The following is a 12,435-nucleotide window of genomic DNA, read 5'->3' on the forward strand; positions in this document are numbered from 1 at the left end:
GGCGGCGTATTCTATCACGCCCCCCCACCATTGACACCCTCTGTAAACGGCCAGTTAAATGCGCCGATAACATCCAGCGGTAAGCGGCCAGCAGACTGCCAGCAGCGAATGCTTTCCGCAACCAGCGGCGAGCGCAGGTTTGGCGCGTTCAGGATCTCGTCGGCAGTGACCCACAGACAGCGGTCGATATCGTCATCCTGCGGCTCTGTGGCGCACGTTTCGCTAAGCTCAACGGCAAATAAAAAGCGCAGAAACGGGGTGTGATCCGGCGCGATCCACTGGTGCATACGGATGAAGTGCTGGGGTTCAGCGTGGATGCCGGTCTCTTCCCACAGCTCGCGTTTCGCTGCCTGCAGCAGGGTCTCGTTGGCTTCAAGGTGTCCGGCAGGCTGGTTCCACAGCGCTTTGCCGTTAATGCTCTCTTCGACTACAAGGAATTTACCCCGGGCGTGGACCACGCAGGCAACCGTGACATGAGGTTTAAACATAGTGACTCCTTAAGGGGTAACGTCGCGCCATTCGCCGTTTGCCAGCGTTTCCAGGGTGTAGCTGCCCATGGCGTAGCGAATCAGACGCAGGGTAGGGAAGCCGACGTGCGCGGTCATGCGGCGAACCTGGCGGTTGCGGCCTTCATAAAGGGTAACTTTGAGCCAGCTTGTCGGAATGGATTTGCGTTCGCGAATCGGCGGGTTGCGCGGCCACAGCCACTCCGGTTCATTCACGCGTTCAATACCTGCCGGCAGGGTTGGGCCGTCGTTCAACGTCACGCCGCTGCGTAGCGCTGCCAGCGTCGCTTCATCCGGCTCGCCTTCGACCTGTACGAAGTATATTTTACCGGTGCGTTTCCCGGGCTGCGTGAGCTTCGCCTGTAAAGCGCCGTCGTTGGTTAAGACCAGAAGGCCTTCGCTGTCGCGGTCCAGACGCCCGGCTGCGTAGACGCCCTGAACGGGAATATAGTCCTTCAGCGTGCTGCGCCCGGCTTCATCGGTAAACTGCGGCAAAACATCGTAGGGTTTATTGAACAAAATAACCCGCTTCGGCTGGGTTTCCTGCGGTCTTCTGGCGGGTTGTCGCGAGCTGAATCGCTCAACCCGGTGTTTTGTAAAAGAAGTTTTCTTCATGGTATTTTCAGGCGTTATCAATTGCCGCATTATAGCCTAATAACGAAGACCTTTCATGGCGCAGGACAATCAGGTACTATCGAAGGGCTCATTACAATTTATTAACATAAGATCAGTAACAACCAGAAGCGCTCGAAGGAGAGGTTAATGGAAAGCAAAGTAGTTGTTCCGGCGGAAGGTAAAAAGATCACCCTGCAAAACGGCAAGATTAACGTTCCTCACAATCCGATTATCCCGTTCATCGAAGGTGACGGTATCGGTGTAGACGTTACCCCGGCAATGCTGAAAGTGGTTGATGCCGCTGTTGAGAAAGCCTACAAAGGCGAGCGTAAAATTTCCTGGATGGAAATTTACACCGGTGAGAAATCTACTCAAGTTTATGGCCAGGACGTCTGGCTGCCAGCAGAAACGCTGGACCTGATCCGCGACTACCGTGTTGCTATTAAAGGCCCACTGACGACGCCAGTTGGCGGCGGTATCCGTTCCCTGAACGTGGCACTGCGTCAGGAGCTGGACCTGTACGTGTGTCTGCGTCCGGTTCGTTACTATCAGGGCACCCCTAGCCCGGTTAAGCACCCTGAACTGACCGATATGGTTATCTTCCGCGAAAACTCAGAAGACATCTACGCGGGTATCGAATGGAAAGCGGACTCTGCTGACGCAGAAAAAGTGATTAAATTCCTGCGCGAAGAGATGGGTGTGAAGAAAATTCGCTTCCCTGAACATTGCGGTATCGGCATCAAGCCATGCTCTGAAGACGGTACTAAACGTCTGGTGCGTGCAGCCATCGAATATGCAATCACCAACGACCGTGACTCTGTGACCCTGGTTCACAAAGGCAACATCATGAAGTTCACCGAAGGCGCGTTCAAAGACTGGGGCTACCAGTTGGCGACCGAAGAGTTCGGCGGTGAGCCGATCGACGGCGGCCCATGGCAGAAGATCAAGAACCCGAACACCGGCAAAGAGATCATCATTAAAGATGTGATCGCCGATGCGTTCCTGCAGCAGATCCTGCTGCGTCCTGCTGAATACGACGTGATTGCCTGTATGAACCTTAACGGTGACTACATCTCTGACGCCCTGGCAGCACAGGTTGGCGGTATCGGTATCGCCCCTGGCGCGAACATCGGTGACGAGTGCGCCCTGTTCGAAGCGACCCACGGTACTGCACCAAAATACGCAGGTCAGGACAAAGTGAACCCAGGCTCTATCATCCTGTCCGCAGAGATGATGCTGCGTCATATGGAATGGTTCGAAGCCGCAGACCTGATCGTTAAAGGTATGGAAGGCGCGATTAACGCGAAAACCGTAACTTACGATTTCGAACGTCTGATGGAAGGCGCTAAACTGCTGAAATGTTCAGAGTTTGGCGACGCGATTATCGCGAACATGTAATCCAGATTCTGGGTTAAACAAGAGCGGGGGCCTGAGGGTTCCCGTTTTTTTTGCCTCTGCCTGCGGGAGACAACACGATGTTAGCCACTGTCCTTATCGCTGTCGTTGCACTCATCCATCTCTACATTCTTGTGCTGGAAATGTTCCTGTGGAATACCAAAACAGGGCATAAGGCCTTTAATCTGCGTCCCGACTTTGCGCGCGACACCCGCGTGCTGGCCGCAAACCAGGGGCTGTATAACGGTTTTCTGGCGGCCGGTCTGCTCTGGAGCCTCTGGCTCGGCGAAAAGGGGATTCAGGTGGCCATCTTCTTCCTGGCCTGCGTATTGGTCGCCGGACTTTTTGGCGCGGCCACCGCCAGCCGAAAAATTTTGTATGTACAGGCCGCGCCCGCGCTCGCAGCGCTGCTTGCGTTACTCATCTGAAGCAATGCTTTGGTTGAGGTAAGGCGTCCGATATACTGATGGCTTTACCTTTACAGGTTAGCGACGAGACAGTTATGAATAACGATATCCCACTGAAATATTATGACATTGCCGATGAGTATGCGACGGAAGCCGCAGACCCGGTCGCTGAGTCAGAGCGCGACGCGCTGGCGCATTATTTCCAGCTGCTGCTCACCCGTTTATCGAATAATGAGGAGATCAGCGAGGAGGCTCAGCAGGAGATGGCCGCTGAGGCCGTGATCCGTGCGGGCCGCATTGATGATATTGCGAATTTCCTCAATCAGTGGGGAAATGAATAGTCTGCTTTAAAAACCGTTATGCTGATGCTTAGCAATACAGCTCAGCATCACGCTATCGGACCACATGCATTTTTTCCGCAGAATATGTGAAGCGGGGGCGTCGATAAACAGCGCGAAAATAACGGTCAGACAAAAGAGTACCACTGGTAATAGTAAGGATAATTTCACGTTTTTAACCAAAATATGAGTGTGCGTCAGGGTAATCTACCGTCTGATTGTGACGACTATATGTTTTTGCGTAAAAAATGGAAATGCCCGACTGGAAAAAAATGGATACGCAAGGCTTCTGGTTACGGTGCGACCCCGGTGAGTCGCTTCGCCAGCTCGCTGCGGGTGAGTGCTTTTGAAAAATACCATCCCTGAATCAGCGCATCGGGATATCGGCTCGCAATAAAGCGATATTGAATTTCATTTTCCACGCCCTCGAAAACAAGGGTCTTATTTAATCTCGCGAGGGCATCGCTGAAGATAGCAAAGATGTTTTGCTTATAATGCTCGCTGATGCCGTCCACCAGCGACTTATCGATTTTGATTTCATCATATTCAAGCAGCGACAGGCGGGCGAGGTTTGAATTTTGCACGCCAAAATCATCTATTGATATTTTAACACCGAGCGATTTGAGCTCCTGACAAAACCCCTCGAGGATATCTACCGTGGAAACGGCTTTCTCGGAAAGTTCGACCTTCATCAGGGAAAGGGGAAGGTGATTGGCTAAACATTCACGGCGCAAAATGTTAATGAACTGCCCGTCTTCAATTTCCTTCCGCCCAACGTTAATGGAAACTATCAGCTGATGTTTAATCGCCAGTGGGGCAATATCTGAAAGGGATTTCTCGATAATATTACTGTAATATTTTTTATACAGACCAATCTTCTTAATTAATGGGATAAACAGCTCCGGAGAGACGTCCCCATGCTTTTGATCGCGCCATCTCGACAGAACTTCGACGCCCACGATTTTTTGATCGTGAATGCGGATAATAGGCTGGTAGTTAACGCTGATGGTATTGGTGATGACGGCTTTGATCAGCGTGCGTTCCAGAGAGAAACGGTCTTCATAGATGCGGAAGATAAATAACGTTATCGCGACCCAGATAAAATAGAGAATGACGGCGAGAAACGAAAAGATAAACGGGGGTAACGAGGCCAGCCCAGCGTCGTGATGCTTCACGATGACGCACAGGTCCCAGAGGGCGCTGCACTGCGTCAGGGTCAGGGTAAACAGCTTCGAATGCAGCCAGCTCTGCTGCGTTAACTCAGGGACGGTTGAAAAAAAGACTCTGCCGAAGTCTTTGGTCGTGGTACTCAGAGAATAGCTTGCCGTAACCGGGGTGAATTTATCGTAAGCATAGCGGGTGGTGAAGATAATAATATTATTATAAATTGCCGCATTGCCCGTGAAAAAATCTTTTCTGGAAAACTGCGCCAGAAGAAAGCCTCTCGGCGTTTTATGCAGTTCTGCAGGAAGCGCAACGGGCGCTGCAAGTTTACCCCAAAAGGCTGTACAGACTATTTTTCCCTTCTCGATAAAACCGATATCGTCGAAATAATAGTTATTCAGCGTTATTTGCCTGTAGCTATCAAGGCTGGTTTTATCACATCCTTGCGTAGTGATGCTTTTAAGGGCCATCGCCACGCTTTGGGACAGGTCTTCTGAATAACGTAATAGGGTATGGGATATCTCACGCTGTTTGCTCTTCTGCTGCCCCACGATAACAGCATTGACCGCATAAAGAGACAGGACGACCAGAAGCGTTGAAACGATCGCAACGGCAATGAGCTTTTTCATTTCCCGGTTATCCTGTCCGCTCCCTGATTTCACAAATCTTAACACAGCCAGGGCAAGGCACAAGCCTGATAGTCACGTCATGTGAGTAAATTCGGGCAGGTGAACTCATACGAAAGCATCAGTTTTTTAAGACAATTCTCAGCTAAGCTATTTTCATTGTTATAAGCAATACCGGGTTAGCACAGGCTTTTCTCCCAGAACATCCATGCTTGCTTTTTCTATTAAGGAAAACATCGTGCGCAACGTGATGATCCCTATTCTCAGTGCCTTGTTTCTTTTTCTGAGCGGCATTCTGATTATTAACTGGCAGCTATGGCAGATGGCGAAGCTTAATAATAGTCATACCGCCACGGCAAGCACCCAAAAAATAGAAAACATTCTGGCTGAAGCCGTCAGTGCGGCCAACACGGCGAAGCGCGTTGCGGCCGAAGGATGTACCAGTAGCGGACAGCTGTTGCTGGGGACCGAGGCCGCGCTAAAACCGCATCTGCGCGCCATCATGATTCAGCAGCAGGGTAAAATTATCTGTACATCCCTTCCCGGGAATGGCGTGCTGATTATTCATCCGGAGACGCTACCTGTCGAAAAACTGATGCTGTTACCCGGCAATCGGCTGGTGAACGGCATTCCGGTGCTTATTTTCCAGATGCCTGTCGCGGGAGGGCGCGTTATCGTCAGCGTGAGTGATGCACACTTGCGGGACGTTATCGCGAGCGCATCAAACAGCGTAGATCTGGGGCTGGTTGTCGGCGAAAGCATGCTTGGGCGCAACGGTGATGTTACCGGCTGGAAAGCCGCCTCCTGGGCGGGAGCGATTACGGCGTCAACGCGATTCCCCTTTAGCCTGGCCTGGCAACCTCCTGCCTTTTTTAGCCTGACGCGGCTACTGCAACAGGGATGGAGCCTGATACTGCTTATTCTTGCGCTATCGGTGGCGGTGGGCATTTTGATCCGCCGTTACAAGGGGAAAAGCACCTCATTTGAAGACGATTTACGTAAGGCCATTTTGCAGGGGGAGATCGTGCCGTATTACCAGCCTATCGTGAACGGCGATACCGGCGGGCTGTATGGCGTTGAAGTCCTGGCAAGATGGAAGCATCCAAAGTCAGGCTTTATCCCACCGGATGTTTTTATTCCGATTGCCGAACGTAGCGGCTTGATTATTCCGCTAACCAAGGGGCTGATGGCGAAAGTGGTGACACAGCTTAAGCCGCTTTTGCCTAAGCTACCGGACGGGTTTCATATCGGGGTGAACATCAGCGCCAGACACATCAATGCACCTTCCTTCATTGGTGACTGTCGCGTCTTCGGAAAGGGGTTTCAGGGTAAAGAAGTCAAACTGGTTCTCGAGGTGACCGAGCGCGAACCGCTGACCGATAATCCGCACCTGGTGGAAAACCTTAACATGCTGCATAACGCCGGTTTTGTCATTGCACTGGATGATTTTGGTACAGGCTATTCAGGGCTGTCATGCCTTAATGCGCTTGCCATTGATTATATTAAAATTGATAAAAGCTTTGTGAACCGGGTTTCAGATGAAAAGGACTCAACGATCCTGCTGGACTGCGTCATTGACCTGGCGAAAAAACTCTCATTGCGCATTGTGGCTGAAGGCGTAGAAACGAAAGCGCAGCTGGAGTATCTCAACCGTAATGAGATTACCCTGTTGCAGGGTTATTATTTTGGTAAGCCTGTCTCCTATATCGAATTTATTAAAGTCATTTTATCTAAGCCTCGGGAGACGGTAAGTTTGTAAAACGAAATTAAGACGAGCTTCTGTTGTATGCTTAAGTGCAATTCATTTTCCTCTTATCCTGAGCTTTGTTACAGTGACAAGAGTTGTCAGCCAGGGATGTCAGGCGTGATAAGGTGGAAAAGCTCGTGCATGTGAAAAATACTTTTTACACAACAACCATTACCGTCATCATTGTCTCATTGATCATCTCGCTGTCGCTTGCTGTCCAAATTGCCACGTCCAGGCAGCAGTCAATCCAGCAAATTAATACCAGCGTCGCTAACCTGAGCCATACCCTTGATGTCTATACCGAGGGGATCATGCGCCAGAGTGAAATGTTAATTACTACCGTTTCCGACATAATCGAAATTTATGGCATGACCCCGCAACAGGCGACCCATATTCAGTGGATGATAAATAATCAGGATAATCTTCTTTCCCAGATTAATAATGTGGTTGTTTACGATGCCAGGGGCGATATCTTTACCGCGTTGCACGAAACTTTTACGGGCCCACGCAAAGGATCGGACAGGTCATTTTTTATGTATCACAAGGAAAATAAAAATCAGCAGATTTTTATTGGCGAGCCCGTAGTCAGCAGAACCAATGGTAAATGGGTCATCACCATTAGTCGGCGTCTTGAAACCCACACCGGGGCATTTAATGGTGTTGTGGTGGTGACGCTGGGTATCGAGAATTTTCTCGCGCTCTACGGGCAGATTAATATTGGTCACGCGGGGGTCATTGGCTTAACAACCGAGTCAGGCGTGCTGCTGGTCCGTTATCCTTTTAAAAATACCTATATCGGCACGATCGTTTCTGATTCACCGCTCTTCAGGAAATACCTCAAGGTACAAAATACCGGGATAGCCAGTTCCATTTCGCGGTTTGATAAAATCGAACGCATTTATGCCTATGAAAAAAACCGACGCTACGGGCTGGTCACCACCGTGGCCGTCAGCATCGATGAGGCCCTCGCTCCGTGGCGCAAGCAGGCCATTCAGCTGGCGGTACTCATTTTCGTTTTCACTGCGGTACTCATTGTCGCGTCATACTTCCTGTATTCCGACTTATCCAGAAAAGCCAGAGATAACAAGGCGCTGAAGATTATCGCATCTGAGGATGCGCTGACCGGGCTTTACAACCGCCGCATTTTTGATGAAAAAATCCTCTCGGAAATCGCGCTTTGTGCCGCGCATGATGCACCGATTTCGATACTGATTGTGGACGTGGACTTCTTCAAAAAATACAACGATAACTACGGCCATCCGGAAGGGGATCGGTGTCTGACGCTGCTGGGAAACAGTCTCAGGAAGAGCCTTACCCGCGATAATCAGATTGTGGCGCGATATGGCGGAGAGGAGTTTGCGCTGATATTGCCTGATACGGATATTCAGGAGGCGCTTCGACTGGCGCAGACGATTATACGCAACGTGTTTTCTCTGCAAATCGCGCATGCTTTCAGCCCCTTCGGGCGGGTGACGGTAAGCGTCGGAATTTCTACCGCGCGAGCGGTCGACATCGCGGGCAGCCAGCAGAATATCATTATTGCCGCTGACCAGGCGCTCTACCAGGCAAAACGCGCAGGACGTAACCGGTACGCGTTTGTTGGGGTATGAACAGAAAAAAAAGCCCACTTAAAGTGGGCAAGAAATACTGGAAGCAATGTGAGCAATGTCGTACTGAATACCTGAGTGTTTCGCTCAACTATTCAGTGTTGAGAAAGATAATCTTTCTCAACAAAAGATGCAACCCTACAGTTTATGTGGCGCGCTCTTTTTGTTGATGAATAATTGCGCACTCTCTCATTGTGATGCCTATCACAAATTTCCTTTCTGAAATCCTGTGCTATTCTTTTTTGTGTCGTTGATTTAATGACAAAAACCATACAGAGAGGAAAGTTATGGGAATTTTATCCTGGATTATCTTTGGGCTTATTGCGGGTATTCTGGCGAAGTGGATCATGCCGGGCAAAGATGGCGGTGGATTTATCGTCACCGTAATACTGGGTATTATCGGCGCGGTAGTTGGCGGCTGGATCAGTACGCTGTTCGGTTTTGGCAAAGTCGATGGCTTTAACTTCGGCAGCTTCGCCGTCGCGGTGATCGGTGCGCTGGTTGTGCTGTTTATCTACAGAAAAATCAAAAGCTGATCCTTAACGCGTTAAAAAAGGCTGCCGGATGGCGGCCTTTTTTACGTGGCGGGTTTACCACCAGCCAAGCTGCGTGCCGGCAAACGCCGCGAGGGCAACGATCAGCATAATGAGGGTCGTTTTTCTCATTTATGCCCCCGGAGCCGCGTAACCACCGACAAAAAACCACGTTAAAAAAATCACCGCCGTTATAAAAATAACGACCGGGAAGAGGATCCCTATTCTCATACCATCACCTGTTTCGGTTTCTATAACGCCGTAGAGTGTACGGGGTTAATCCATAGTGAGAAAGCGTGTTTTGCTTTTTCCTTTCTTATCCTGATACATCGCGATATCCGCGTCGCGTAATGCGCTGTCCGGATCGGTTATCCGAGGGTCCACTTCGATAACGCCGAGGCTGGCTCCGGGATAAATGAGGTTGATACTACCCAGCCAGTATTCACCGGCAATACAGGCGCTGAGACGCGTTTTGAGCAGGGTGACCTGCGCGTTATCTCCTTCGCTGTGGGATGTGCTCAACGACGCCACGAGAAACTCATCGCCGCCCAGCCGACCAATGATATCGTCCTGCTGTTTTTCTTCCGTCAAACGCTTACCCACTTCAATCAGGAACTGGTCGCCCGCCTCGTGGCCGTAGCGATCGTTAATCAGCTTGAAATCATCCAGATCGATGAACGCGATGACGGTGTTACGCTTAAGGTGGCGCGCCAGCGAAAACAGGGTGGTCAGGTCTTCAAAAATGGCGCGACGGTTGGGTAAACCGGTAAGGGCATCCGTGTAAGAGTGCGCGATGAGTGCCGCATTGGCTTCGCGAAGCTGGGTCACCAGCGACTCTTTCTGAATGGACTGGGCAATCAGCCCGGCGAATAGCTTCAGCACCTGTTCACCGCGCTCGCTAAGCGGCTTTCTGGCCGTGCTGGTGGCACAGAGCGTTCCGTAGAGCGAACCATCCGAAAGATGGACAGGAATACTCATGTAGGTCGTAATGCCGAGCGCTTTCGCCGCCTCGCACTCCGGCCAGCGTTCGGGAACGTCGTTGCTGAATACGGTGTCGCTATCCAGCGCGCGCTTGCACAGGGTTTCATCCCACGGAACGCTCAGTCCCTCCGGGATTGTCATCTGCTTGCTGTTGCGGGCGTAGAGGATATGCTGCAGTCGGGCTTCGATATCTACCTTGGTGAGGTAAGTCGACTCCATGTCAGTCACGATCTCCAGCATCTCCAGCAGCTGACGAACGAGACTTTCAAGGGATTGCTCAGTGGCGAGGGTTTCTGAAACACGGGCAAGGATAATATCCGACATGACGTAGAATGACTCCCAGGCAGAAGACGTCTGCATCTGCATGTTATGCTGAGTTTTTAGACTTCAGGCATAGTAAAACATGAATATAGAAAATTTAATATATGCAGGGAGAGGGCAGCAGGATAGAAAAAAGGCCCCGTTGTTGAGACCGGGGCAAAGACATCTTGATTACGGAATGATGTTCTCTGGTCATATCGAGAACACGCCTCACTATAGTGTTGAAAAGTGCAGTTAAAATGGAGAAATCATGGAGAAAGCGGCGATGAGCCGTTACCCTTAGACTGTAATGATGTCACAAGGATCAATGAGATGAGATTTCTGCTTCTGGCGCTGGCGCTTCCCCTGGCTGCCTGCACCGCTAAAACGACCCCACCCGATGCCCCGAAACCGCCGCACGCTATCGGTATGGCGAACCCGGCCTCCGTATACTGTCTTGAGAAAGGCGGGGAACAGATCCCGGTTCAAAGCCCGCAGGGCGTACGCACGGAGTGCAAACTCCCGGGGGGCGAAGTGATTGATGAATGGACGCTCTACCGTCGCGACCATCCTCAACCCACCAGGTGACAGACGTATATTGCCTGCGATACACTTCTCTTTAGGATTATTCTTAGCCAGTCCCTGGCTACCGTTATCGTGAGAGAAGTATGTTCCAGCTTAAACCGGGCAGCATGGCGATGATCGTGGGTGCCCGCACGGCGTCAGGCCGTCGCAATATTGGTAAATCTGTTGAGCTGTTTGGCCTGTGCCAGCCTGGCCTGCGTTTCGTTAACCCGGTCAACGGTGTGATGACGCAACTCCCCGCAACTGCGGATCGCGCGCTTTGGCTGGTGACGGGTGATGTTTACGCCTTTGACAATCAGCACGGCTTTGCGTTTGTTCGCGCCGAACATCTGATGCCGCTCACCCCTGATGAAGCGCCGCAAATCCTCGATGAGCTGGCGATCGGCTGATCACAGGTGGCGCAGCCAGTCGGCTAATACCAGGGCGTGATTTTGCTTCGTGTCTTTGGCAGCAAAGAGCAGGGTGACGGTCTGCCTGTTCGCCAGCGTCGCCAGACGCCTTCCCTCGTCAGCGTGCTGCGCCAGCTCTTCCCGATAGGCCTTACTGAAGGCGGCGAAATCAATGGTTTCGCTATGAAAGGCCTTGCGTAATTCATTCGAGGGCGTGAGCGCTTTACACCATTCATCATACGCGAGGTCCGTTTTCTTGACCCCGCGCGGCCACAGCTTGTCCACCAGCACCCGATAGCCGTCGTCCGGAGCTGCCTGTTCGTACACGCGTTTGCATTGAATCATGATTCCACCCTCCCAATTTAAGGTATTGTGATAATTGCAGAAGATCGGTAGTCTGAGGTTCCTTATGTTATCTGATAATACTCTGGCATAAGGAACCTTTCATGGAACACCTCCCGGTTAAAACGACGCTGCGCATTGCGCTGGTTGGCGATTACAATCCCAGTGTTATTGCGCATCAGGCGATCCCGCTGGCCATTGACGACGCCGCCGCAGTCCTTGACCTCACCGCCGATTACGACTGGCTTGCCACCACGGAGCTGACAAGCCCTGAAGATCTGGTGGGCTACGATGCCATCTGGCTGGTTCCCGCCAGCCCCTATAAAAATACCGAGGCCGCTTTTATCGCCGCGCGCTACGCCCGTGAAAACAGCATTCCGTTCCTTGGCACCTGCGGTGGATTCCAGCATGCGCTGATTGAGTATGCCCGCAATGTGTTGGGCTGGGCCGATGCGGCACATGCTGAGACGGATAGCGAAGGCACCATGGTGATTGCGCCGCTGGCCTGCTCGCTGGTGGAAAAAACCGATGCCATTGAGCTGCGCAAAAATACGCTGATCGCAAAAGCGTACGGCAAGCCTGAAATTGAAGAGGGGTATCACTGTAACTATGGCGTGTCGCCAGCGTTTGCCCAGGCGCTGGAAAGCGGTGATATGCACGTTACGGGCTGGGACGAACAGGGGGAAATTCGCGCCGCAGAACTGGTTACGCACCCGTTCTTCGTGATCACCTTATTCCAGCATGAGCGTAGTGCGCTGGAGGGACGCCCGGTCGTGCTGGTGCAGGCGATGCTGCGCGCGGCGCGCGATTCATAACGTCGTCGCTTCTCTTGCCGGGTGGCGCTGCGCTTACCCGGCCTACAATTCTGCGCGCGGGTAAGAAAAGGCAGACCCGGTGGTC

At 51.6% G+C, this 12,435-nt stretch carries 15 protein-coding genes; 9 read left to right on the forward strand and 6 right to left on the reverse strand.

Annotated elements, in window-relative coordinates:
* Positions 1 to 14: 14 nt before the first annotated feature.
* Both AC2TE5_RS08850 and rluE read right to left on the reverse strand, forming a co-directional pair.
* Positions 15 to 488: an NUDIX hydrolase gene (locus AC2TE5_RS08850; RefSeq protein WP_033145233.1), complete on the reverse strand. Its 474-nt coding sequence runs from the start codon at positions 486 to 488 to the stop codon at positions 15 to 17.
* A gap of 9 nt (positions 489 to 497) precedes the next feature.
* The gene (rluE, locus tag AC2TE5_RS08855; protein ID WP_213328566.1) at positions 498 to 1,151 is read right to left on the reverse strand and encodes a 23S rRNA pseudouridine(2457) synthase RluE; all 654 of its coding nucleotides are present in this window, start codon (positions 1,149 to 1,151) and stop codon (positions 498 to 500) included.
* Between the two features lie 117 nt (positions 1,152 to 1,268).
* Here rluE and icd point away from each other — a divergent pair, with 117 nt between their 5' ends.
* The 3 genes from icd (at position 1,269) to AC2TE5_RS08870 (ending at position 3,264) form a co-directional block, all read left to right on the forward strand.
* On the forward strand, positions 1,269 to 2,519 hold the full coding sequence (gene icd, locus AC2TE5_RS08860) for an NADP-dependent isocitrate dehydrogenase (RefSeq protein WP_332983785.1): 1,251 nt from the start codon (positions 1,269 to 1,271) through the stop codon (positions 2,517 to 2,519).
* Positions 2,520 to 2,596: 77 nt separating this feature from the next.
* The gene (locus AC2TE5_RS08865) at positions 2,597 to 2,944 is read left to right on the forward strand and encodes a DUF1304 domain-containing protein (RefSeq protein WP_032657956.1); all 348 of its coding nucleotides are present in this window, start codon (positions 2,597 to 2,599) and stop codon (positions 2,942 to 2,944) included.
* A 74-nt stretch (positions 2,945 to 3,018) separates the two neighbouring features.
* A complete protein-coding gene (locus AC2TE5_RS08870; RefSeq protein WP_484613061.1) occupies positions 3,019 to 3,264 on the forward strand; it encodes a YmjA family protein in 246 nt (81 codons plus the stop codon).
* A 290-nt stretch (positions 3,265 to 3,554) separates the two neighbouring features.
* Here the strand turns inward: AC2TE5_RS08870 and AC2TE5_RS08875 are convergent, their stop codons facing one another.
* Positions 3,555 to 5,054 (reverse strand): EAL domain-containing protein, encoded by a 1,500-nt coding sequence (locus tag AC2TE5_RS08875; protein WP_484613062.1) that lies wholly within the window; start codon positions 5,052 to 5,054, stop codon positions 3,555 to 3,557.
* A 235-nt stretch (positions 5,055 to 5,289) separates the two neighbouring features.
* Here AC2TE5_RS08875 and AC2TE5_RS08880 point away from each other — a divergent pair, with 235 nt between their 5' ends.
* The 3 genes from AC2TE5_RS08880 (at position 5,290) to AC2TE5_RS08890 (ending at position 8,941) form a co-directional block, all read left to right on the forward strand.
* Complete coding sequence (locus AC2TE5_RS08880) at positions 5,290 to 6,810, forward strand: EAL domain-containing protein (protein WP_213328563.1); 1,521 nt, start codon at positions 5,290 to 5,292, stop codon at positions 6,808 to 6,810.
* Positions 6,811 to 6,923: 113 nt separating this feature from the next.
* On the forward strand, positions 6,924 to 8,408 hold the full coding sequence (locus tag AC2TE5_RS08885; protein WP_484613063.1) for a sensor domain-containing diguanylate cyclase: 1,485 nt from the start codon (positions 6,924 to 6,926) through the stop codon (positions 8,406 to 8,408).
* A gap of 284 nt (positions 8,409 to 8,692) precedes the next feature.
* Positions 8,693 to 8,941 carry a GlsB/YeaQ/YmgE family stress response membrane protein gene (locus AC2TE5_RS08890; protein WP_006174788.1) on the forward strand — a complete coding sequence of 83 codons (249 nt, stop codon included), beginning with the start codon at positions 8,693 to 8,695 and terminating at the stop codon, positions 8,939 to 8,941.
* 129 nt (positions 8,942 to 9,070) lie between these two features.
* Here AC2TE5_RS08890 and AC2TE5_RS08895 read toward each other — a convergent pair whose 3' ends face one another.
* Together AC2TE5_RS08895 and AC2TE5_RS08900 are read right to left on the reverse strand one after the other, a co-directional pair.
* Complete coding sequence (locus AC2TE5_RS08895; RefSeq protein ID WP_121423399.1) at positions 9,071 to 9,169, reverse strand: YoaK family small membrane protein; 99 nt, start codon at positions 9,167 to 9,169, stop codon at positions 9,071 to 9,073.
* 45 nt (positions 9,170 to 9,214) lie between these two features.
* Positions 9,215 to 10,243 carry a sensor domain-containing diguanylate cyclase gene (locus AC2TE5_RS08900; protein WP_484613323.1) on the reverse strand — a complete coding sequence of 343 codons (1,029 nt, stop codon included), beginning with the start codon at positions 10,241 to 10,243 and terminating at the stop codon, positions 9,215 to 9,217.
* A 309-nt stretch (positions 10,244 to 10,552) separates the two neighbouring features.
* Here AC2TE5_RS08900 and AC2TE5_RS08905 point away from each other — a divergent pair, with 309 nt between their 5' ends.
* Together AC2TE5_RS08905 and AC2TE5_RS08910 are read left to right on the forward strand one after the other, a co-directional pair.
* Entirely contained in the window at positions 10,553 to 10,807 is a 255-nt protein-coding gene (locus AC2TE5_RS08905) for a putative hemolysin (RefSeq protein ID WP_029739839.1), read from the forward strand.
* A gap of 80 nt (positions 10,808 to 10,887) precedes the next feature.
* Positions 10,888 to 11,193: a nuclear transport factor 2 family protein gene (locus AC2TE5_RS08910; RefSeq protein ID WP_193939942.1), complete on the forward strand. Its 306-nt coding sequence runs from the start codon at positions 10,888 to 10,890 to the stop codon at positions 11,191 to 11,193.
* Here AC2TE5_RS08910 and AC2TE5_RS08915 read toward each other — a convergent pair whose 3' ends face one another.
* Positions 11,194 to 11,538, reverse strand: a complete 345-nt coding sequence (locus tag AC2TE5_RS08915) for a DUF488 domain-containing protein (protein WP_213328561.1) — start codon at positions 11,536 to 11,538, stop codon at positions 11,194 to 11,196.
* Between the two features lie 101 nt (positions 11,539 to 11,639).
* On the opposite strand from AC2TE5_RS08915, the gene AC2TE5_RS08920 reads away from it, so the two are divergent.
* A complete protein-coding gene (locus AC2TE5_RS08920) occupies positions 11,640 to 12,350 on the forward strand; it encodes a CTP synthase C-terminal region-related (seleno)protein (RefSeq protein WP_213328560.1) in 711 nt (236 codons plus the stop codon).
* Positions 12,351 to 12,435 lie beyond the last annotated feature (85 nt).

This window comes from Enterobacter sp. N5-15 (assembly GCF_057221635.1).

Coding starts and splice junctions, on each gene's coding strand:
- rluE (WP_213328566.1), bottom strand. CDS start 1,151: ATGCGGCAATTGATAACGCCTGAAAATACCATGAAGAAAACTTCTTTT.
- AC2TE5_RS08850 (WP_033145233.1), bottom strand. CDS start 488: ATGTTTAAACCTCATGTCACGGTTGCCTGCGTGGTCCACGCCCGGGGT.
- AC2TE5_RS08920 (WP_213328560.1), top strand. CDS start 11,640: ATGGAACACCTCCCGGTTAAAACGACGCTGCGCATTGCGCTGGTTGGC.
- AC2TE5_RS08875 (WP_484613062.1), bottom strand. CDS start 5,054: ATGAAAAAGCTCATTGCCGTTGCGATCGTTTCAACGCTTCTGGTCGTC.
- AC2TE5_RS08910 (WP_193939942.1), top strand. CDS start 10,888: ATGTTCCAGCTTAAACCGGGCAGCATGGCGATGATCGTGGGTGCCCGC.
- AC2TE5_RS08890 (WP_006174788.1), top strand. CDS start 8,693: ATGGGAATTTTATCCTGGATTATCTTTGGGCTTATTGCGGGTATTCTG.
- AC2TE5_RS08905 (WP_029739839.1), top strand. CDS start 10,553: ATGAGATTTCTGCTTCTGGCGCTGGCGCTTCCCCTGGCTGCCTGCACC.
- AC2TE5_RS08915 (WP_213328561.1), bottom strand. CDS start 11,538: ATGATTCAATGCAAACGCGTGTACGAACAGGCAGCTCCGGACGACGGC.
- AC2TE5_RS08870 (WP_484613061.1), top strand. CDS start 3,019: ATGAATAACGATATCCCACTGAAATATTATGACATTGCCGATGAGTAT.
- AC2TE5_RS08900 (WP_484613323.1), bottom strand. CDS start 10,243: ATGTCGGATATTATCCTTGCCCGTGTTTCAGAAACCCTCGCCACTGAG.
- AC2TE5_RS08895 (WP_121423399.1), bottom strand. CDS start 9,169: ATGAGAATAGGGATCCTCTTCCCGGTCGTTATTTTTATAACGGCGGTG.
- AC2TE5_RS08865 (WP_032657956.1), top strand. CDS start 2,597: ATGTTAGCCACTGTCCTTATCGCTGTCGTTGCACTCATCCATCTCTAC.
- icd (WP_332983785.1), top strand. CDS start 1,269: ATGGAAAGCAAAGTAGTTGTTCCGGCGGAAGGTAAAAAGATCACCCTG.